General features: G+C 69.2%; 13 protein-coding genes. 6 read left to right on the top strand and 7 right to left on the bottom strand.

The features are described from left to right. Positions 1 to 12: 12 nt before the first annotated feature. From BMW85_RS47405 to BMW85_RS47395, 3 genes are all read right to left on the bottom strand, one after another. The gene (locus BMW85_RS47405) at positions 13 to 3,690 is read right to left on the bottom strand and encodes a CHAT domain-containing protein (protein WP_091094338.1); all 3,678 of its coding nucleotides are present in this window, start codon (positions 3,688 to 3,690) and stop codon (positions 13 to 15) included. A gap of 463 nt (positions 3,691 to 4,153) precedes the next feature. Beyond that, positions 4,154 to 4,876, bottom strand: coding sequence for a hypothetical protein (locus tag BMW85_RS47400; RefSeq protein WP_091094337.1), 723 nt, complete (start codon positions 4,874 to 4,876; stop codon positions 4,154 to 4,156). A gap of 137 nt (positions 4,877 to 5,013) precedes the next feature. Further along, positions 5,014 to 7,257 (bottom strand): WD40 repeat domain-containing protein, encoded by a 2,244-nt coding sequence (locus BMW85_RS47395; RefSeq protein WP_177241266.1) that lies wholly within the window; start codon positions 7,255 to 7,257, stop codon positions 5,014 to 5,016. Between the two features lie 371 nt (positions 7,258 to 7,628). On the opposite strand from BMW85_RS47395, the gene BMW85_RS47390 reads away from it, so the two are divergent. From BMW85_RS47390 to BMW85_RS47380, 3 genes are all read left to right on the top strand, one after another. Next, positions 7,629 to 7,829 (top strand): hypothetical protein, encoded by a 201-nt coding sequence (locus BMW85_RS47390; protein ID WP_091094335.1) that lies wholly within the window; start codon positions 7,629 to 7,631, stop codon positions 7,827 to 7,829. A 496-nt stretch (positions 7,830 to 8,325) separates the two neighbouring features. Continuing rightward, positions 8,326 to 8,742, top strand: coding sequence for a hypothetical protein (locus BMW85_RS47385; RefSeq protein WP_218156264.1), 417 nt, complete (start codon positions 8,326 to 8,328; stop codon positions 8,740 to 8,742). Then, positions 8,732 to 10,429, top strand: a complete 1,698-nt coding sequence (locus tag BMW85_RS47380; protein ID WP_091094334.1) for a tetratricopeptide repeat protein — start codon at positions 8,732 to 8,734, stop codon at positions 10,427 to 10,429. The genes BMW85_RS47385 and BMW85_RS47380 overlap by 11 nt, the downstream gene beginning before the upstream one ends. A 24-nt stretch (positions 10,430 to 10,453) precedes the next feature. Here the strand turns inward: BMW85_RS47380 and BMW85_RS47375 are convergent, their stop codons facing one another. From BMW85_RS47375 to BMW85_RS47365, 4 genes are all read right to left on the bottom strand, one after another. Beyond that, positions 10,454 to 11,119, bottom strand: a complete 666-nt coding sequence (locus BMW85_RS47375) for a recombinase family protein (RefSeq protein WP_342743514.1) — start codon at positions 11,117 to 11,119, stop codon at positions 10,454 to 10,456. Between the two features lie 5 nt (positions 11,120 to 11,124). After that, positions 11,125 to 11,301 carry a hypothetical protein gene (locus tag BMW85_RS50245; RefSeq protein ID WP_177241263.1) on the bottom strand — a complete coding sequence of 59 codons (177 nt, stop codon included), beginning with the start codon at positions 11,299 to 11,301 and terminating at the stop codon, positions 11,125 to 11,127. Beyond that, complete coding sequence (locus tag BMW85_RS52775; protein WP_177241265.1) at positions 11,228 to 11,566, bottom strand: hypothetical protein; 339 nt, start codon at positions 11,564 to 11,566, stop codon at positions 11,228 to 11,230. Before BMW85_RS52775 ends, BMW85_RS50245 begins: the two co-directional genes overlap by 74 nt. A gap of 166 nt (positions 11,567 to 11,732) precedes the next feature. After that, positions 11,733 to 12,440 carry a recombinase family protein gene (locus tag BMW85_RS47365; RefSeq protein WP_425434434.1) on the bottom strand — a complete coding sequence of 236 codons (708 nt, stop codon included), beginning with the start codon at positions 12,438 to 12,440 and terminating at the stop codon, positions 11,733 to 11,735. A gap of 522 nt (positions 12,441 to 12,962) precedes the next feature. Between BMW85_RS47365 and BMW85_RS47360 the strand changes: the two genes are divergently transcribed. The 3 genes from BMW85_RS47360 to BMW85_RS47350 form a co-directional block, all read left to right on the top strand. Beyond that, entirely contained in the window at positions 12,963 to 20,441 is a 7,479-nt protein-coding gene (locus tag BMW85_RS47360; RefSeq protein ID WP_177241264.1) for an RHS repeat-associated core domain-containing protein, read from the top strand. 2 nt (positions 20,442 to 20,443) lie between these two features. Beyond that, on the top strand, positions 20,444 to 20,794 hold the full coding sequence (locus tag BMW85_RS47355) for an Imm8 family immunity protein (RefSeq protein WP_091094330.1): 351 nt from the start codon (positions 20,444 to 20,446) through the stop codon (positions 20,792 to 20,794). 132 nt (positions 20,795 to 20,926) lie between these two features. Then, on the top strand, positions 20,927 to 21,155 hold a 229-nt coding region (locus tag BMW85_RS47350; RefSeq protein WP_143082571.1), incomplete at its 3' end, for a helix-turn-helix domain-containing protein.

The raw sequence follows: 21,155 nt of genomic DNA, 5'->3' as shown, positions 1-21,155 counted from the left end.
GCGCTCCCGGGTTCAGGCCCCAATGTGCAGGAAGGCCGCCCATAGCGACGGCGCCGCCGGCGCCCGGTCACGGACGGCCAGCATCGCCTCGTGCAGCGACCGCGCCGCGTCCTCGCCGGTGCCCGCCGCCCGCCCGTAGAACCCGCGGGCCACCGCCAGCGCCGTGTCGTCGGCGATCGGCCAGAGCGTCCCCACGACCTGCGGGAACCCGGCCAGCAGGAACGCGGACGCGAGATGGATCGCCTCGTCGTGCAGTTGGTCGGTGCGGGTGACGGCCGTTGTGCAGGCCGACAGGTATGCCAGCCGCGCGTGGGCGAGGTCGAGGCCGTTGAGCGCTGCCACGTCCAGCGGCGCGGTGGCGTGATCCTGGAGCAGCAGCTTGCTCCGGGACGGGTCAGCGAGATCGTTCACGGCGTGGCAGGCGAAGTGCGCGACCGAACAGCCGTCGAGAAGCGCCAGGACGGCCTCGCGAGTGGCGACGGTTCCGAGCAGGACCGTGCCCGGCATCGCCGCCGCCACCTCGGCCGCCTCGGTGCCCGCGTGGGGCAGGTCGCCGTCCGCGAACCCGGGCGTGGCTGGCATCGCCACAACAAGCGCCCGGCCCGAGCCCGCCCGCGCGGCCCTGCGGCGGGCCCGGCTCAGCGCGGTAACGGTCGGGCTGTAGGACGAGACGACCAGATCCAGCACGCCGGGAGCGTCGGCGGGCCCGGCCGCGTGAAGCGGGAGCAGCCCCAGCACCCCGCCGGGCACCCACCAGACGCGTGTTCCGGCCTCCAGCGTCCGCAGGACGGGACCGGTCACCGTCTCCCACAGCCAGCCGAGGATCTCGCGGAGCCGCGTCTGCGCACGCACCCGGACAGCGATACGGTCGAAGCCGGTGTCGCGGACCGCGGCGTAGAAGGCGTTGACGTGGTCGATGAGCGTCCCCGGCGTCAGGCCCGGCAGTTCCAGGACCGTCACCCCGCCGGGGCGCACGATCAGCGCGTCGCTGCGGTACCGGCTGACGTTGCAGACGATGACCGGGCCGTGCGCGGCCTCGGCCAGCAGGTCGGGCAGGCGGGGAGGGAGACCGAAGCGCTCGAGGCCGTCCAGTGCCCGGATCCGGCCGAGCAGCCCCGCCATCGCGGTGGTGGCCGCCGACCGTGTGACATCCGGGCCCGACGCGCCGGTGGGAGCCGCCGGACGGTCGAGCATCGCCCGGAGTGCCACGAAGCGCCCGGCGAGCTCAGGGTCGAGTTCCCGCAGCGCGGCGAGGTCGTCGCGGGTGCCGAGGATCTGGCTGAGCAGGACCGACCGGCCCGCCTCCAGCAACTGGAGCGCGCGTTCGCCGCGGGCCTCCGGAGGCGATGACGGGTCTACCAGAGCGAGCGCTGCGGCGTCCCCGGCCAGGCCCGCGAACCGCTGGACGTTCCGTTGCCGGGAGCCCTGGCCGATCTGGTGCGGGACGGTCTCCGGCAGCAGCCCGACCGCGAGTCCGAGCAGTTCGGCTGCGGCGGCCGGATCGCCGTCGTGCAGGAGGTCTGCGGCCGACCGCGCCGCCAGGATGCGGGACGACGGCCGTCCCGCGACCGCCCGCGCCGCTGCGGCGAACGACCGCGCGGCGGCGTCCCTGTCCGCGGGGTCTCTCGTACGGCGGTACCGCTCGCTGAGGGCCAGCGCGAGATTGGTCCCGTGGATGGTGGCCTCGGGGACCTCCGGCGGAGTCAGCCGGACGGCCTCGGCCGCGGCCGCGACGGCCTCCGCCGGATCGGGGTCGCTCCCCTTGCTCAGCGCGATGCCGAGGAGGTTGAGCAAACGCGCGCGCTCCCCGTCGTCACTGGCCGCGGCGACCGCCTCGCGGCAGGTCGTGACGGCCTCGTCCGCGGCATCACCGGTCTCCCTCGCCCGCTTCAGCACCGAGTGTGTGAGGTTCCCGAGGATGCGTGCCCGGTGGGGATGGCCCGGCATCATCACCTCAAGAAGGGCGCGGTACCTGCCGATCGCCTCGTCCAGCAGCGCTGGATCGCCGGTCGTGTCGTGCAGGGAGATCAGGGCGGAGGCGAGTATCCCGTCGATCAGGGGGCTGTTCACGGTCCCCTCACGCCGCGCCGCCATCGCCGCGCGGGCCAGGGAGAGCGCATCGTCTAGGTCGTCCGGGGAGCCGAGCAGCTCGAACCTCGACGTCAGGTACAGGGCGGCGTTACCGAGATGACCGGCCCTGCTTGGCCGGTCACGCGGCGGCGCGTCGGCGGCCTTCCTGCTGACGGTGATCGCCGCGTCGAGGTCGGCCGGTGACCCCGTCCGCTCGTGGTTGGTGAACCGCAGGACGGCGAGCGCGTTGAGGTGGATGGCGCGGTCGGCGTGCCCGGAGGGCAGAAGCTCCAGGGCCTCCTCATGGGCGTCGAGCGCGTCGCGGTACGCCGCGATCCTGCCCGTCAGCCGGAACACCTCGCCGAGCGCCGTGCCGAGGGTATGCAGCCGGGGACAGCGGCCAGGATCGCCTTCGGACGTCGCCTCGACCGCCCGGCGGGCCAGGATGATCGCGGCGTCGAGGTCGGCGCGCGACCCGGACCAGTCGTAGCGGGTCCGAAGGATCATGGCCCTGGTGTTGAGCATCGACGGGTCCGCGTCTCCGTCGGTGAGGCGCTCGGTCAAGGCCTCGGCCTCTCGCAAGTCCTCGGCCCGCTGGTACAGCGCGAATCGGTGGTGCAGCAAGTGCGCGAAGTTGCTGACCAGCTGCGAGCCGATGGCCTCGTCCGCTGCCCCGACGGCGCGCCGTCCGACGGCCACGGCCTCGTCGAGATCCGCGGCCTCGCCGGTCTGCTCGTGCCGCCGGAACAGGTCGCCCGCCAGGCAGTCAAGCATCGACGCCAACTCCGGATGCAGTTCACCGGCGTGATCCAGCGCGCTCCGGTACAGCGCGATCGCCTCGTCGAGGTCGGCGGTGCGGCGGCCGAGCCGGAACCTCTCGGAAAGGGCGATGCCGAACCGCATCTCGTCGTCGATCAGGTCGCCGCAGTCGGCGGGCGGCCGGGCGCGCAGCCGTTCGCAGGCCGCGATGGCCTGGTCCAGGTCGGCGGTGTCATGCAGCCGCTCGAACCGGAGCAGCATGACGTTCCGGAGCACCAGCAGGCTCGGCCGCAGCGACGGGCTGTCGCCGGAGGCGCGCCGGACAGCCTCCGCCGCGCTGTCGGCTGCCTCGTCCAGGAACCGGTGCTGGGCGAAGACGGAGTGCTGGAGCAGGAGCGCGCTCGCGAGGTTCGTGAGCCGAGCGGCCTTCTCCGGATGGCCGTCCGGGGTGACGTCGACGATCCGCCGCCACAGGTAGACGGCACCGAAGATCTCGTCGAAGGAGGAGGCGGCCGCGAGCCGGTCGGCTGCCTCCGCGACGATCAGGTCAGCGATGCCCTCCAGCAGCGGTTCGGGGATGGTGTCGAGGGCCGCGCCTTTGAGGAAGCACTGGCCGAATAGCTCCAGCGCGGTCTGAAGCTCCTCGACGGCGGACGGCGCGTCTCGCAGCAGCTGGAATCGGTACCAGTACAACCAGCCGAGCAGCTCGCCGTACTCGCGGTCGTCGGGGCCCAGCAACGCAGCCAGGGCGCGGGCGGCGCGGAGCAGGCCGGGGGACAGGAGAGGCTCGAAGTCGCCGGTGGACTCCGCGCGGTCGAGGGCTTCGCCGACGGACCTGCCCAAGCGCTCGAGCTCGCTCATCGGCGTCCTTTCGGGAGTGTGGAACGCAGCTCGGGCCAGAGTAGCCGGACGTGCCGCCAGCGAGAGTAGAGCGGCCCGCGCCGTCACGACCCGCCCAACCAGAGGTCCAGCCCGGACTGGTCACCGAGCCAGGAGTTGTGGCCCGTCCGGGTGGAGCAGGACACTACGGAACGTCCAGCGCCCGTCGCGAGCCGGGCCGGGCGCGAGGGCCTGGCGCGAGGGCCTGGCGGATCGATCGGCCGGGCGTGCGGCTCTCCGGCCGGTCCCGGCTGCGCCCGCCAGGCAGCGCTCAGCGACTCCCCCGAGGTGTACGAGTACGGCGGAGCGCATTCGAGGGCTATCAGCGCGCGGATGGCCCGGACCGGCGAGGCGTACAACGCGACCGCCCGCCCCGGCGACCGCGAGCGCCAGGCCGACGGCCCCTCGTCATGACCGCGATCAGCTGCTGAGCACAACGGGTGGATCAGCGGTCGTGTTGTTCTGCTCTGCGGCCGACGAGCTGATCGTTGACTGCTGCCTCCATGCTGGTCAAACGCGTCTGGACATCGCTGAACTGCTCGTCCAGGTGTGTACGCAGCTGTTCCAGCGCGGTGGTGGGGGGCGGAGCTGGGTGGACGTGTGTGGTGGGCCGGCGGTGGATGCCTCGTAGGGCGAACACCGACAGCACGCCCCAGTACAGGACGGCGGTGCCCGTGGCGAGCATGCGACCGCCGGCGGGGGTGGCGCTGTAAACCATGGCGACGGTGCCGGTCCCGTACAGGAACCAGGCCAGGCGGAGGCTCCAGGAGGAGCCCGTCAGCCAGCACAGCAGCCACAGGATCGGCCCGGTCACCGCCCAGGCCGACCAGATCGCCTCCGCTCCCGTGGGCAGCCCGGCGGCGTTGGCGGTGATGTAGGCGTGAACGGGCGTGGTGACGACCTCGGTGAGTTTCCAGTCGGCCACCCGTTCCAGTGCCCACGTCCCGCCGGTGACCACGCCATTGGCCACGCCTTGGATGATGGCAGTGAGCACGGTGACGGCCAGCCAGAAGAGCACGAGCACCAGGAGGCCTACGCCCGCCACGCAGACGGCCAGGACCGAGTACTTGGCGATCTCAGCCTCGCGTGGATCATCGGCGAACCGCTCTTGTGCCCACTCCTGGAGGCGCTGGTAGCGGTCAGCGATCCGGTCGGCCACTTTGACCATGCGGAGTCTCCTTCTTCACCGAAGGTGGAGGTGCGTGGGTTTCGCCCGATGGTCTCTCGTACGCGAGCGTGATGCCATGCGAACGTACAGAACTAGCCGCGCAGCGTGACCAGTTTCGCTTTATGTCCAGGCCAGAGCTACTGAGCGAGGTGTTGTGATCCAGCGGGCGACGAGCTACCGGACGCGGAGCCCTGCGTTTCGGTCGGCCACAGTCGTGCGGTGCCGTCGTCACCGGCGGTGGCGAACAGGCGCCCGTCAGGATGGAAGGCCACCGCCAGAACACGTCCCCGATGGCCGGTGAGGGACCCACCGATCGGCTGGCCGGTGGCGGCGTTCCACAGTCGCACGGTGCCGTCTTCGCCGGTGGTGGCGATCAGGTGCCCGTCGGGGTGAAAGGCGACACCGTTGACGGGGTGGTACGCGGTAAGGGGCTCGCCGGTCTGCTCACCGGTGTCGGGGTTCCACAGGCGCACGGTGCCGTCGGCGCCAGCCGTGGCGAGCAGATGGCCGTCGGGGTGGAAGGCGATTGCGTAGACGGCTAGCCAGTGGCTGGTGAGGGGCTCGCCGGTCTGCTCACCGGTGTCGGGGTTCCACAGGCGCACAGTGCCATCGGAGCCGATGGTGGCCAGCAGATGGCCATCGGGATGGAAGGCGACACCGCGGACGCGCCCGGTATGACCGGTGAAGGGCTGCAACGCCTGCTGGCCGGTGTCGGGATTCCACAGGCGCACGGTGCTGTCGGCGCCGGTGGTGGCGATCAGGCGCCCGTCGGGGTGGAAGGCCACCGCATAGACACGTCCGGTGTGGCCGGTGAGGGGCTCGCCGACCTGTCGGCCGGTGGAGGGGTCCCACAGCCGGACAGTGCTGTCGTCGCTGGTGGTGGCGATCAGGCGCCCGTCGGGGTGGAAGGCAACCGCGCGGACGTGTCCCTGATGACCGGTGAGGGGATCGCCGACCTGTCGGCCGGTAGAGGGGTCCCACAGCCGGGCGGTGCCGTCGTCGCCGGCGGTGGCGAGCAGGTGGCCGCCAGGATGGAAGGCGAGCGCGCGTACGGATGACGGGTGCTGCAAGAGAGCAGGTACCCGCTGGATGCCTTGCGGGTTTGCCGGCGGCTGATTCCGCGCTCGGGATTTCTCCAGGCGGTCCTGCAGGCGGCGGATGCGCTCGTACAGGAACTCCCGGCTGGGCCACAATTCGGCCGCCAACGCCCACAGCCGGACGGTGCCGTCATCGCCGGCGGTGGCCAGCAGGTGACCGTCGGGGTGGAAGGCGAGCGCGCCGACGCCTGCCGCGTGACCGGCGAGGAGGTCGCCGACCGGTCGGCCGGTGCCGGGATCCCACAGCCGAGCGGTACCGTCTTCGCCGGCGGTGGCCAGCAGATGGCCGCCAGGGTGGAAGGCCACCGCAAAGACCCGTCCCTGATGGCCGATGAGGGGATCGCCGACCGGCTGGCCGGTGGCGGGATCCCACAACCGGATGGCGCCATCGGAGCCGGCGGTGGCCAGCAGGTGGCCGTCGGGGTGGAAAGTGACCGTAACGAATCCGTGGTGGCCGGTGAGGGGGGCGCCGACCTGCTGGCCGGTGCCGGGGTCCCATAGCTGGACGGTGCCGTCATCGCCACCGGCGGCGAGCAGGTGGCCATCGGGGTGCAAGGCGATCGCGCCGACCCGTCCCTGGTGGCCGGTTAGGGGGGCGCCGACCTGCTGGCCGGTGTCAGGGCCCCATAGCCGGACGGTGCCGTCGTCACCGGCGGTGGCCAGCAGGTGGCCGTCGGGGTGGAAGGTGACCGTAACGAATCCGTGGTGGCCGGTTAGGGGGGCGCCGACCTGCTGGCCGGTGCCAGGGTCCCACAGTCGGACAGTGCCGTCGTCACCGGCGGTGGCCAGCAGGTGGCCGTCGGGGTGGAAGGCAACCACGCCGACGCCTGCCGGGTGGCCGGTAAGGGCGCCGCCGACCTGCTGGCCGATGCGACGATCCCACAGCCGTGCGGTGCCGTCGTAGCCGCCGGTGGCCAGCAGGTGGCCGTCGGGGTGGAAGGCAACCGCGTAGACGAATCCCTGATGGCCGGTGAGGGGCTCGCCGACCTGTTGGGCAGATGCCGGTGGCTGGTGATGCGTCCTGGCAGAGTCGCCATCAGGGCGGGGAGGAGAACTGCGAGCAAGTGCGGCGGCGCGGGCCGTCACCCACAGCGGCTTGAAGTCCTCGGGGTCGGCTTCCAGCGCTTCTGCCACGAGCTCGACTTGCCCCCAACGGGGGAGCTTCTCGCATCGCAGCACTGCCCTGGCGGTGGTGTGGCTCAAGGCCTTACCGGTACGGCGTTCGATCTCGCGAAAGCTCGGCGCGCCGCTGTGCAGGTGCGCATGGCCCAACTGATCGCGCAACGCAGTCAAGGCTTCGGTAGCAGCGTCGTCAGCGCCCGGGGGGACGGCTGCGGGTACGGCGGGTGAGCTCATGATGCGTCGAGCATCCCAGAGCGGAAGAAAATGTAAAACCCGCTCTGTGGAAGTGGTCCCGCACCTGGTGTGAAGCGTCAACGTCTGTCAGCGAACGTAGCCAGATGGAACGATGCGCGCCTGCGGTGGAAGACCTTGGCCGAGATCGGAAACGCCCCTAGCCACATCTCCATGCTGGGAACACGTCCCCGACTGCGGGGGCCACGTCAGCGAGGCTCACCCACGCTGCCCTCTGCACCGGGGCGCGGCGCAGGAGTGCCCGCGAGGCGTTCCAACCATGGGAAGGAGCACGCCCACCGATGATGTCCTACCGTGCTGTCACCGGCCTGACTCTCATGGTCAGCCTGTTGGCCGGGGCCGACCTGCCAGCCTGGATCCCGCTGATCGTGGCCGTGGTGGACCTGGCCACCGCGCTGGTCAATATGAACGCCGTCTACCATGCCGAGCGCGATGACGACGATCCCAGCCAGGTCGGGGCAGACCGACCGAACGATCATTGAACGCGATGCAGTGCCGGGCCATGAACCTCACCAGGTTCGCCTTGAAGGGGGGCCATCGGAATACGGCGGAAACGGGCCGCGCTGGGACGCTGGCCGGACAGAACCGTCCGGTCAGCCCCAATAACGATCAGGTTGCGTCCCGCTCGGAGGTCTACAGCCGGCCCTTCCAACGATCCGCATCGCGCACGAGCAGACCAGAGACCCTGCCTCCTTGAAGGAACGCCTTTGCGAAGACCTCATTCGCACGTTGGTTCCGCCCCGGTGATAAGTATCGCGGGGACGCTCTATCGCAGATAGTGAGCCATTATCTGCGGTAACGGGTTCGTGGCCGTCCGCGATGTCGATGAAGACCTGGGCTGAGCATGAGTCGGCACCATGGGTAACCTCGTCGCCCGCAAGTGGGTGGCGATGCTTATCTGTGGTTTGCCTGCCTGCTCGCCGGTCGGTGCGGTTCTATCTACCGTGGGGTCATTCTCCGGGATGTGAGGGGGTTGGCGTGGATCCGATCGTGTTGGCTGCGGGCACCGCGCTGGTGACGGCGATGGCGACCGACGCCTGGCAGTCGGCGCGCGAGGGCGCGGTCGCGCTGTGGCGCAAGGTTCGTCCGGAGCAGGTCGAAATTGTCGAGGCCGAGCTGGACGAGGTCCGCGAGCAGGTGCTGCAGGCCCGCCGGGACGACGACGCCGACACCGAGCAGGCGCTGGCCGGGATGTGGCAGGTCCGGCTGCAGCAGCTGCTGCGCGCCGACCCGTCCTTGGCCGGCGAGATCCAGCGGGTGCTGGACGAGGTCCTCACCCCGGCGCTGGAGCCGGCCGAGCAGGAACGGATCGGGTCGCTGGTGATGAAGGCCAAGGCCAGCGGGCACGGCCGCGTCTATCAGGCCGGCCGCGACCAGACCATCCATGAGCGGTGAACCCCGACCGTCGATGAAAGGCCGCGCCTTCGGGCACGGCCGGACGTACCAGGCCGGAGGCGACCTGACCGTCCACGAGGCGGCGGTGTTTGCACCGGTTGGCCAGGTGGCTGCTCCGCCGGGGACGGTGAACCTTCCCGGCCCGGTCGGGCTGTTCGTCGGGCGGGCGGACGAGCTGGCCGCGGTGGAGGCGGCGTTGGAGACTGGCGGCGAGGTGGTGGTGGCCGCGGTGCACGGCCTCGGCGGGGTGGGCAAGTCCATGCTGGCCGCGTACTACGCCCGAGCCCGGGCCGGGACGTGCAACCCGGTGTGGTGGATCACCGCCGACAGCCCGACCGCGGTGCAGGCGGGGCTGGCCGCGCTGACCGGCGTGCTGGAGCCCGAGCTGGCGACGGCGCTGCCGCTGGAAGCGCTGGCCGACCGCGCCGCCGGCTGGCTGGCCGCGCACGAAGGGTGGCTGCTGGTCCTGGACGACGTCGCCGACCCGGCCGACGTGGCGCCGCTGCTGGGCCGCACGCTCACCGGGCGCGTGCTGGTGACCAGCCGGCTCGGCCAGGGCTGGCACCATCTCGGCGCCCGGGTGCTGCGCCTGGACGTGCTGGAGGAGGTCGAAGCGGTCGATCTGCTCACCCGCATCGCTGCCTGTGGCGGGCAGCCCACGGACATGGACGGGGCACTGGAGCTGGTCGGCGAGCTGGGCTGCCTGCCGCTCGCGGTCGACCAGGCAGGCGCGTACCTGGGGCAGACCCGGCTGAGCCCGCGCGCGTACCTGGGACTGTTACGCCGGCAGCCGGCCGTGATGTACGACCGGACCGCCCGCGGCTCTGACGCCGAGCGCACCATCGCCCGCCTGTGGCGGCTCACCCTCGACCGGCTGGCCGGCACCCCACTGGCCGGGCACGTGCTGCGCATCCTGGCCTGGTACGGCGCCGAACCGATCCCCCGCACCCTGCTCGACGGCCTGGATGCCGAACCGTCGGAGGTGCAGCACGCGCTGGGTGAGCTGGCTGCCTACAACATGATCACTCTCGACCGCGAGCACATCACCGTGCACCGCCTGGTCCAAGCCGTCGCCCGCACCCCCGACCCCGACGACCCCCACCGTCGGCCCGCCGACATCGACACTGCCCGCAGCCAGGCCGCCGACCTACTCAACGACGCCCTTCCCGCAACCCACTCCGACCCTGCCGACTGGCCGGCCTGGCGAACGCTGCTGCCCCACATCACTGCATTGGCCGAGCACACCTCCCCCGGCGCCGACACCACGGCCACCGCCCGGCTGCTCAATCAGGCTGGCCTTTTCCTCAACAATCAGGGCGCTATCTCGCGCGCGATCGACTATTTCGAACGCGCCTGCGTCACGTACGAGCGGGTGCTGGGCGGCGACCACCCCGACACCCTGATGAGCCGCAACAATCTCGCCTCTGCGTATGAGTCGGCGGGGGATGTGGGCCGGGCCATCCCGCTGTACGAGGCCACGCTGGCCGACTGCGAGCGGGTGCTGGGCGGCGAGCACCCCGACACCCTGACCTCCCGCAATAATCTCGCCTACGCGTATAAGTCGGCGGGGGATCTGGGCCGGGCCATCCCGCTGTACGAGCGCGCACTGGCTGATTCCGAACGGATCTTGGGCCCAGATCATCCTAGGACGAAGGCGGTGCGGGACCATTTGGCGGCGCTTGAATAGCCCCGTTGTGCCGACGTGATCGTGCTAGGTCTTATCGCTAGCGATTTCCCGGTTCTGGCCGCTCTCGCGGAGCTGACGCAAGTCCGGGATGTGGTTGTAGAGCGTGCCCGGGCTAACGCCCAGCAGCTTGGCGATCGAGGTGATGGAGTTGGCCGGGTTGGGCAGCATGTCGCGGGCGGCACGCAGGAGTTCGGGAGTGATGACGGTGGGGCGGCCGCCGGTGCGGCCGCGGGCCTTGGCGGCGGCCAGGCCGTCGCGGGTGCCGGCGACGATGAGCTCGCGGATGAACTCGGCCAGGGCGGCGAAGACGTGGAAGATGAGCCGGCCGCCGGGGGTGGTGGTGTCGAGATTCTCGTGCAGCGAGGTGAAACCGATCTCGCGCTTACGCAGCTCGCTGACCATGGTGATGAGGTCGGCCAGGGAGCGGCCGTAGCGGTCCAGGCTGGGGACGACCAGGGTGTCGCCCGCGGCCAGGAAGGCGTGGCAGGCGGCGAGCTCGGGGCGGTCGGCGGTCTTGCCGGATCTCTTATCAGCAAATACGCGTCGGCAGCCGGCGGCCTTGAGGGCGTCGAGTTGGCGTTCGAGGTTCTGGCCGGCGGTGGAGACGCGGGCATAGCCGATGCGGATCTCGCTGCGATGGGCGGGGAAGGCGGCCAGTGGGTCGGCGGGCGGCTGGAAGGCGTCGGTCACACCCGTCATTCTGTCAATAAAGGGTGCTCGGAGGTTGTTGAACCGTCGAGGTTGTTGAAGGAGTTTTTGAAGGCTTCCGAGGGCTCTGAAAGCTGTCCGGGCGGATCTTCAAGAAACGATTGCTTTTGAATCCGGGCGAGCATCACCAACGCAGGATCCAGGCTGCGTATGACGTCGTACACGGTGGCGTAACTGGGCACTGGCCAGGCCCTGCCCGGCAGCGACCGCAGCGACTCGGCGGTGCGCTGTAGCGATGGTCGGCGGCGGGCGCTGCAGCGCCAGGCCCGCGATCAGCAGTTGCAGGTCCTGTGGCATGCGCCGCCGCCCGGCGTCGCGTCGTGGCCGACGCGCGAGCCCGGCCAGGCCGTCGCGGCGGTAGTCGGCCAGCCAGCGCTGCAGCGTCCGGTACGGCCGCTCACCGAAGGCGGCGACACGGGCCAGCGGCACGCCGTCCTCCAGGTGCGGGGGCGCAGGATGCGGTAGCGCGCCAGAGCCTGCTCACGCTGCGCCCGGCTCAGACCGGCCAGTTGCCGCCGGCTCACTCACCCTTTCACGGTCGCCCCGGGACGGGCCCGCGTACAGACCCGCGGCCGAGGCCGGACAGCGCCAGCGGTTATTCGGCGGCAGGCAAGGCGGCCGGGCCGACCGAGAGGGCGGGCCGGGAGTCGTTGGCCAGTTCAGGGACGTACTTGTAGATGGTGGAGCGGCTGACGCCGAGCAGGCGGGCGATGCTGGAGACGGTGTTGCCCGGGTGGGTGAGCAGGTCGCGGGCGTGGCGGATCTGCTCGGGTGTCATCGCCGGCGGTCGGCCCAGCCGCTGACCGCGGGCGCGAGCCGCCTGCAGGCCTTCGCGGGTGCCTTCGACGATGAGCTCGCGGATGAACTCGGCCAGCGCGGCGAAGACGTGGAAGACGAGCCGGCCGCCCGGGGTGGTGGTGTCGAGCGCCTCGTGCAGGGAGCGGAAGCCGATGCCACGCTTGCGCAGTTCGGCCACGATGGAGATGAGGTCTTGCAGGGAGCGGCCGAGCCGGTCCAGCGAGGGCACCACCAGAGTGTCGCCAGCGCGCAGGTAGTCCAGGGCCTTTCTGAGCTCGTCGCGTTCGACGTTCTTGCCGGACTTCTTGTCGGCGAAGATCCGCATGCACCCTGCTGCCTCGAGCGCGGTGATCTGGCGGTCGAGGAGTTGGCCGACGGTGGAGACGCGGGCGTAGCCGATGAGGGCGCCGGTGGCGTCGGCGGGTTCGGCGGCCAGCGGGTCGTCGGCGTCGAGTTCGCCACCGGCGGTGTCGGCGGTCGTGGCGTCGGACGGGGTGATCGTCACCCCGTGATTGTACGAGAAATGGCCATGGCGCAGTTGTTGGACACTGCGACTTCTCGACACGTTTTTTGGACACTTCGGCGGCGTCGATCACGAGCCCGGAGAGCCTTTGGTGATCTTGTCGAGAAATGTTCGTTTCTCGACAAGATCACCAAGACGAGCTGGGCGACATGGACGAGTGGAGACCTGGACCGCCGACAAGCAGACAATCAAGGACGTTTCGGGCCGCTGCGCTGGTGGGGGTGTGCGGTTTGTCTGGTAAGCGACATTCCGTGCCCGCTTGGTGGCCGAATTGGATCTTGTTGCTTGATCATGGCGAAGTTACGCTTTGCCCGTTTGGTCAGATGCTCCGGGCCGCACGAGTCGGCATGCGTGTTCGCCGTCGGGTGGGGTGGAGTGACGTCCGGCGTCCGCCGTGCGTGGATGCCCTCGTTGTGGGTCGGAGTGTGACGGCGTATGCGCCGGAATTCGGCATGGGCTCGGTCGGTACGGGGCCAGTCGGTGTGGGCCCGGTCGCCGTGGGCGGTGAGCTGGCTGTTGCTCGCGCTGCTGCCGGGGCTGCTCGGGCTTGCCGCCGGCCCCGCGCAGGCCCAGCAACGCAGTGTGGCGTCTGCCGGCGCGGTGGCGCTCGATGAGGTCCCGCGGCAGGCGCGCGGGACCGCAGGAGTGCTGCCGCCGCTGACGGATAGCGCGGCCAAGCGTGCTTCTGGCCCGGGTACTGCGCGGGGCGAGGTCAAGACGCCGAAGAAGGCCGTGCCGCGTGAGATGGTGGCCGGTTCTCGCAGCCGGAAGACGCCGGCTGCTGCGGCTCCTCCGGCCAGGAGCGCCGGTTCGGCGATCATGGCGCAGGCGGCGGAAGCACCGTGCGGCGGGGTGCGGGAATGGCAGGCCAGCTATTCGGTCTCGGCGGGTGAGCAGCGGCACTACCAGCGCGTCATCTATCGCGCCAAGATCAGCATGTCTGGTCCGGCCAACACCACACCGCCACCGCAAAGCACTTTCGCTTGGGCGAAGGAAGGCCCTTGCCCGTCTCCTCCCGCTCCCACCGTGACGCAGATGAGCCCGGACAACCGCGCGCAGGTGACGACCACGGAACCGGTCCTGTCGGCGTCGGCCAGCACGTGGGACGGCGGGACGGTCGGATTCGAGTTCGAGGTGTGCACCGGCCCGGACATGAGTGAGTGCACGACGGGCGATGACTGCTGCGCGTTGTCGGGTTCGTGGAGCGTGCCCGAGGGCACCCTGACGTGGGGGCGCCAGTATTGGTGGCGGGTCCTTGTTAGGGATGCCTCCACCATCGGCGGCCAAAGCGCCTACTCCACGACCAGTAGTTTCGTCGTCGGGGTGCGCCAGCCGGCCATCACCTCGCAGTTGTCCACCTCCGGCGCGGACGGGCAGGAGTTTCACGAGGCGTCCGGCAACTACACCACGACCTTCACCGACGTCCAGGTGCCGGCCGCCGGGCCGCCGCTGAGCGTGGTTCGCTCCTACAACAGCATGGACCCGCGCCGGGACGGCGCGTTCGGCGCGGGATGGTCCACCCGGTGGGACATGCGCCTGGTCGAGGAGAGCGTGCGCGGGCGGGCGGCGGCGCTGGTGACCTACCCGGACGGGCGGCAGGTGCGCTTCGCCAAGAAAAGCGATGGCGGCTACCAGCCGCCGCCGGGCATGTACGCCACCCTGGCCAAGAACGCCGACGGCAGTTGGCGGCTGATGGACAAGTCGGCCACCTCCTATCTGTTCGACAGCAATGGGCGGCTGTTGAAGGTGAGCGACCAGCGGGGCCGCAGCCAGGAGTTGACCTACGGCGGCGACGGCAAGCTGGCCAAGGTCAGCGCAGTCGGCGGCCGTTCCCTCACCTTCACCTGGACCGGTGCCCATGTCACCACGGTGACCACCGACCCTGTCGATGGCACGGCGCTGAGCTGGAGCTACACCTACGACGGGGACGTGCTGACCAAGGTGTGCAACCCGCGGCAGGAATGCACCCAATACGGGCACAACCCGGGATCGCTGTATCGCAGCACCGTGCTGGACTCCGACCCGATGGGGTATTGGCGCCTCGGCGAGAGCTCGGGCTCGGTGTCGAAGGACCTGGGCTGGCTGGGCGATGCGCACTACAACAGCGGCTACACGCTGGGCCAGCCGGGCGCGCTGGCCGGCACCACGGACACCGCGGCGGGCATCCCGGCGTCCCGGACGGACGCGATCAACCTGCCGGTGGGCATCATCCCCGGGATCGGCGCGTGGGGGTCGGTGGAGACCTGGTTCAAGACGACCGGCACCGGCACGGTCATCACCGTCGAAGGCACATGGGGGTACAGCAACAAGCTGTTCCAGGTGACGACGGACGGCAAGCTCTCGGCGGCCTACCACTACGACTCCGCCCGGATCGTCTCCCCGCAGAAGGTCAACGACGGCGCCTGGCATCACGCGGTCCTGACCGCCGCCGGCAACGTGCAGACGCTGTACGTCGACGGTGCGGAGGCCGCCACCCGCACCGCTGAGATCCGCAACATCGAACCCGAGTACAGCGAGTTCATGAATCTCGGCGGCCTCACCGGAGCCGTCGACGAGGTGGCCGTCTACGACCGGCCGCTGTCGCTGGCGGAGATCGCCCGCCACTGGGCCGCCCGCGCGGCGGCGCCGAACCGGCTCACCAAGATCACCCTGCCGTCCGGGCGGGTATGGGCGGAAAACACCTACGACGGCTCCACCGACCGGATCAAGACCCACACCGACAACAACGGCGGCACCTGGCAGCTCAGCGAACCGGTCGACAACCTCGAGACCGGTACCTCGACGGTCACCGTCACCGACCCCATCAACGGGAAGCTGATCTCCGTCTATGACGGCTGGCGCGGCTACCGGATGGTCTCGCACACCGATCAGGAGAACAAGAAGACCAGCTACGACTACGACACCGCCGGGTTCCTGTCGCAAGTCACCGATCCCAACGGCAATGGCGTCAGCCTGACCAGCGACGAGCGCGGCAACACACTGACCTACACCACCTGTCGAGGCTCCGGAGACTGCCAGACCATATACCGCACGTACTACCTCAACAACAATGACCAGTTCGACCAGCGCAACGACCGCGTGCTCAAGGTCCGCGACGCCCGCTCGGCCGGCGCCGGCGACAACACCTACGCCACCGGCTCCGAGTACAACACCTTCGGTGAGCTGACCAAGCAGACCAGCCCGGCCACGCCGGACTTCCCCAACGGCCGGGCGGTCACGACCGCCTACACCGACGGCAGCGAGCCCGCCGTCGGCGGTGGCAGCACCCCGGCCGGGCTGGTGAAGACCCGCACCGACGCCCGCGGCAGCAGCTGGTCGTACGCCTACACGGCGGCCGGCGACCTGGCCGAGCAGACCGACCCGGAAGGGCTGGTGACCAAGCTCGGCTACGACGCGCTCGGCCGGCTGACCTCTTCGGCGAAGGTGTCGCAGGCGTTCCCGGGCGGGGTGAGCACGACGTTCACTTACGACGCGCTGGGCCGGGTGGCCACCGCGACCGGCGCGGGAGTCAAGAACGAGATCAGCGGTGTCACCCACACCGCGCGCACCAGCTACGCCTACGACCCGGACGGCAACAAGCTGTCCGAGACGGTCGCGGACCTGACCGGCGGTGACCCGGAGCGCGCCACCGTCTACGGCTACGACTCCTTCGGCCGGCCGGAGTCGGTCACCGATCCCGAGGGCGGCGTGACCCGCCAGAGCTGGAACACCCTCGGCCAGAAGACCACCAGCACCGACGCGCGCGGCACGGTCCTGGCCTACAGCTACAGCAAGCGGGGTGATCTGACCACCACCACGCTCAAGGGCTGGACCGGCAGCCCGGTCAACCCGCAGCCGGCCGCCGACGTGGTGCTGGAGTCACTGTCGTACGACCCGGCCCGCCTGCTGGCCGCGCGGACGGACGCCATGGGCCGCAAGACCTCCTACACCTACCACGGCGACAACCGGCCCTGGCAGATCATCGGCGACGACGTCAGACTCAACGACCCCGCCGCCCCGCGGGACGTGGTGCTGCAGGCCAGCACCTACGACCCCGCGGGCAACCTCACCAGGCAGGTCAGCGGCGGCGACAAGGTCACCGCCAGCTTCGCCTACGACGCCGCCGGCCGCCTGTCGTCGCAGACCCTCGACCCGGCGGGCCTGAACCGCAAGACCGTCTTCGGCTACGACGCCAACGACAACGTCATCAAGACCGTCTCCACCGCAACCGTCAGCGGCAGCCGCGCCGAGACCACCGAGTTCACCTACAACAAGCTCAACCAGCCCACCAAGCAGGTCGTCGACAACGGCGATCAGGACCTGATCACCACCGTCGGCTATGACGATCGCGGCCTGGCGATCACCGTCACCGACCCGCGGGGCAACGCCGACGGCGCCAGCGCCGCCGACTACACCGCCACGATGCGCTACGACGCGCTGGACCGCCTGGTGCAAACCACCGCGCCCAAGGTCGCCATCGACAAGGCGGGCAGCAGCAGCGAGAGCCGCCCGGCGATCACAGCTGGCTACGACACGGCGGGCAACCCCACCCATCGCAGGGACGCCGAGGGCCGCACCACCATCTCGGCCTTCGACAAGGCCGGTCGGCCGACCAGCGCCACCGCGCCGCAGTACACCCCGCCCGGCGGCACCGCGATCACCCCCACCGTGGTCAACACCTACGACAAGGCCGGGCAGCTGATCTCGGTCAAGGACCCGCGCGGCTACCTCACCACCTACGACTACGACCAGCTCGGCCGCCACGTCCGCACCACCGACCCGGCCCCCGACGGCCAGAGCCCGGGCGTCTGGGTGAGCGAGTACGACATGGCGGGCGAGAAACTGGCCGAGGTGGACCCGACCGGCGCCCGCACTCAGGCCACCTACGACGACCTGGGCAGGCAGATCACCGCCACCCAGATCGAGCGCAAGCCCGCTAGCGCGGCCTACATCACCAGGATGGAGTACGACGACGCCGGCCGGCTGACCAAGCAGACCGACCCGAAGAACAAGGCGACCAGCTTCGGCGTCAACGCGGCCGGCGAGGTAGAGACCATCACTGAGCCGGCCCCGATCTCCAGCGTCACGAAGATGGGCTACGACCTGGCCGGACGGCTGGTCAAGACGACCGACCCGAACGGCAACGCCACCGTCGCCGAGTACGACCTGGCCGGCCGCAAGACCGCGGTCAAGGACCTCAACAGCTCCGGCACGGTGCTGCGCACCTTCACTTTCGGCTATGACCTCGCCGGCAACCCGACCAGCGCCACCTCACCCGAGGGGCACGTCACCCGGCAGAGTTTCGACGCCCTGGACCGGCCCACCTCGCTCATCGAGCCGGTGTCGGCGACCGAGTCCATCACCACCCGGTTCGGCTACGACGCCGCCAGCGCTCGCACCCGCCTCACCGACGGACGCGGCAACACCACGTGGACCGGCTACAACAGCCTCGGCCTGCCCGAAACGGTGACCGAGCCGGCCACAACCGCCCACCCGAACGCGGCCGACCGTACCTGGACGCACATCTATGACGCGGCCGGCAACGAGACCGCCACCCTCCAGCCGGGCGGAGTCCGCATCGACCGCACCTTCGACCACCTCGACCGCCTGACGGTGGAGAGCGGCGCCGGCGGCGGCGCCGCCAGCGCCGAGCGCACCTTCGGCTACGACCTGGCCGGCCGCACCACCACCGCCGGCGACCTGACCATCGACTACAACGACCGCGATCTGCCGCTGAAGATCTCCCGCAACGGCGTGCAGGAAAGCGCTTATGCCTACGATTCGCTCGGCAACGCCAGCCAGCGCATCGACGCCGCAGGCACCGCCGCCTTCACTTACGACGACGCCAATCGGCTGGCCACCGCCACCGACCCGGTCACCGGCCGCACCCTGACCTACGGCTACGACGCGGCCAGCCGGCTGAAGACCATCACCGCCACCAGCGGCCAGGCAGGCAGCCAGAGCTTCGACTACGACGACCTGGACCGGCTCAAGAGTCAGACGCTGAAGAACGGCTCCGGCGCCCAGCTCGCCACGATCACCTATGGCTGGGACAAGGACGACAACCTCCGGACCAAGACCACGACCGGCACCGCCGGGGCGGGCACCAACAGCTACAGCTACGATCACGCCGGCCGGCTCACCTCCTGGACCGCGCCGGGCGGCGCCGTCACCGGCTATGAGTGGGACGCCGCAGGCAACCGCACCAAGGCCGGCGACAAGACCTTCACCTACGACGAACGCAACCGCCTCACCAGCGGCGACGGAGCCGACTACACCTACACGGCGCGCGGCACCCTGGCCACCGAGACCAAGAACGGCGCCACCACCAGCTACACCTTCGACGCCTTCGACCGGATGATCGCCGACGGCGAAAGCCTGTATGCCTACGACGCCCTCGACCGGCTCGTCTCCCGCATCACCGGCCCGACCAAGCAGACGCACCTGTATGCCGGGCTGGGCAACGACCTGGCCGGCATCAGCGTCAGCGGCTCGCTGCACGCCACATACGCCCGCGACGCCGGCGGCGGCCTACTCGGCCTGAAGGAAGGGGCCGCCGCGGCCGCCGCGACCTTCAGTGACATGCACGGCGACCTGGTCGCCACCTACACCACCACCCTGCAGACCTCCACCGGCTACGACCCGTTCGGCACGGTCACCGCGCAGACGGGAACCAAGGCCAACCTCGGCTACCAGGGCGAATACACCGACCCCGACACCGGCAAGGTCAACATGCACGCCCGCTGGTACCAGCCCGGCACCGGCACCTTCACCAGCCGCGACACCGCTACCCTCGACCCCAGCCCGTCGGTGCAGGCCAACCGCTACACCTACGCCAGCGCCAGCCCGCTGACCGGCATCGACCCCACCGGCCACGCCACCTACTACCTGCCCGACAGCAGCGGCGGTTACGTCTCGGCCGACCGGATCAACGTGCAGTCCTCCCCCAAACCCGGGCAGCTGATCATCGGCACTCCCGAGGCCTACGACACGATCACCGCGCAGGGCGAACTCGCCGTCATCACCCCGGACACGGTCATGGTGATGACCATCGAGCAGATGAAGATGATGGGCCACCTGCCCAACGGCTGGGTCCCGCCCCCCGGCTTCTGGAACGCCCCCAAAGACATCCGGAAAAAAATCATCGGGATGAGCTACGAGGGGAAATCCGACCTCCAGATCGACGCCGAATGGAACAAATACGTCGCAGACGCCCTCACCACCCCCAACGCAGGAGCTGGGGGAGCGGTACCGGCCTTCAAGTGCGCGGAAGGACTCTCTGCCAAGCAGTGTTCCGCGCTGCAGAAAGCCGCGAAAATCACTATTCAGTTGGAGACGTTCTATAATACATGTCTAGTGCCTGAGGTCGCTCCCGCATACAGGGACTGGTGTAATCATATGCGGACCCAGGAGCTAGGCATCTCTTATGCCGATTATGAGCTTCTCAAGCGGCAGTGGAAGATGGACCGGAGTGCCGGCAAAGATCCGAATGCACGGCTCTGGAGCCTCTTCAAAGGCATAACAGACCTTTTTGTTGGCGATGTTAAGAACTGCCACTTAAACGGCGGCACATCCTGCCTCCTGATGATCATAGGCTTTCTACCGGGCGGCCTAGCAGCAAAGGGCCTAGGAAAGATTGCGAAGTACTTTCCTAAAGTAGCGAGTGCGCTACAGAAAGCGGTAACGAAGTGTAGTAATGATTGTGGCGACTGGGCTAAAATTAGTGGTATCGTTCGAGGCGCGGCGAAAGGCAAGGGAAACTTCGGTCTTGGCGCGGGCACAACGGCCGAAGCGTTGACGGCCGGTCGATCGTGGGTTGGTGAAGGATATCGGGTCGTAAAAAAGAAGAATGGCGAGGAGATTTGGATCAGTGCCGACGGGTTGCGCCAGTTCCGCCTGCCAAGCTACAAGCCAAAATGGGACAACTATCAAGCCAATTTCGAATGGAGAAACCACACCGGACAGGGGTGGCAAGGCAATGGACACTTACAAATTGAACCTTAATCATGAGAGCTGAGGTCAAGGGATTTCATAGCCCCGATCTGGCCTGGGGTATGGAGATTCCTTCAGGGGACTGCTTTGGTATCGTCCTTCAAATCTTCATCGGCCCGATCGGAGGTGATGGAGAGGAGTCCTTTGATGTGCTGATATGCACTCCTGATTACCTCCAGAAGCAGGTTCGAGAATCGGGGATTGTCGACGGACGTCACCACCTTATCATCGACACCTTCGACCACCAGAAGATCGAATACTATATCCAAAAAAGGGTGGCATCGATAGAAAGCGAGACTTGGGACCGTCTCGCAGAGAAACTCGGCCGTATAGGTCTTTGGGAGTACGAAGATTATGAGGATTAGCCTAGATATTTCGTGCGCCCAGCAGGGACGCTCGATTACGTTCGAGGTGCTCAGCCTGTACAGAGGTTGAAAAACTGAGGTGTCACCGCGCGGTTGCCTGCTCGCGGCGGGGTTCGGGAGTATGCCGGTGGGATGCGTTACCCGGATGGTGGTGGTCTGACCCCGGCGGCGCGAGCCAAGCGTGAACAAGTCCGCTTGGAGGCTGCCGGGTTGTTCGCCGCGGGCATGTCGCCGCCTGCGGTGGCCAGGAAGCTGCGGGTCTCACGTAAGTCGGCCTATGTCTGGCACAAGGCATGGCGCACGGCAGGGGCCGAGGCGCTGGTGTCGAAGGGGCCAGGCGGGCCGCCTTGCCGGCTGAATG

It is taken from the genome of Nonomuraea wenchangensis (assembly GCF_900111685.1).
Taxonomy (GTDB): Bacteria; Actinomycetota; Actinomycetes; order Streptosporangiales; family Streptosporangiaceae; genus Nonomuraea; species Nonomuraea wenchangensis.
This window is presented reverse-complemented; position numbering and strand designations above follow the sequence as displayed.

What these genes read in the sequence shown, in the direction of transcription:
- BMW85_RS47400 (WP_091094337.1), bottom strand. Translation starts at nt 4,876, where the DNA reads ATGGTCAAAGTGGCCGACCGGATCGCTGACCGCTACCAGCGCCTCCAG.
- BMW85_RS47405 (WP_091094338.1), bottom strand. Translation starts at nt 3,690, where the DNA reads ATGAGCGAGCTCGAGCGCTTGGGCAGGTCCGTCGGCGAAGCCCTCGAC.
- BMW85_RS47390 (WP_091094335.1), top strand. Translation starts at nt 7,629, where the DNA reads ATGATGTCCTACCGTGCTGTCACCGGCCTGACTCTCATGGTCAGCCTG.
- BMW85_RS47380 (WP_091094334.1), top strand. Translation starts at nt 8,732, where the DNA reads ATGAGCGGTGAACCCCGACCGTCGATGAAAGGCCGCGCCTTCGGGCAC.
- BMW85_RS47355 (WP_091094330.1), top strand. Translation starts at nt 20,444, where the DNA reads ATGAGAGCTGAGGTCAAGGGATTTCATAGCCCCGATCTGGCCTGGGGT.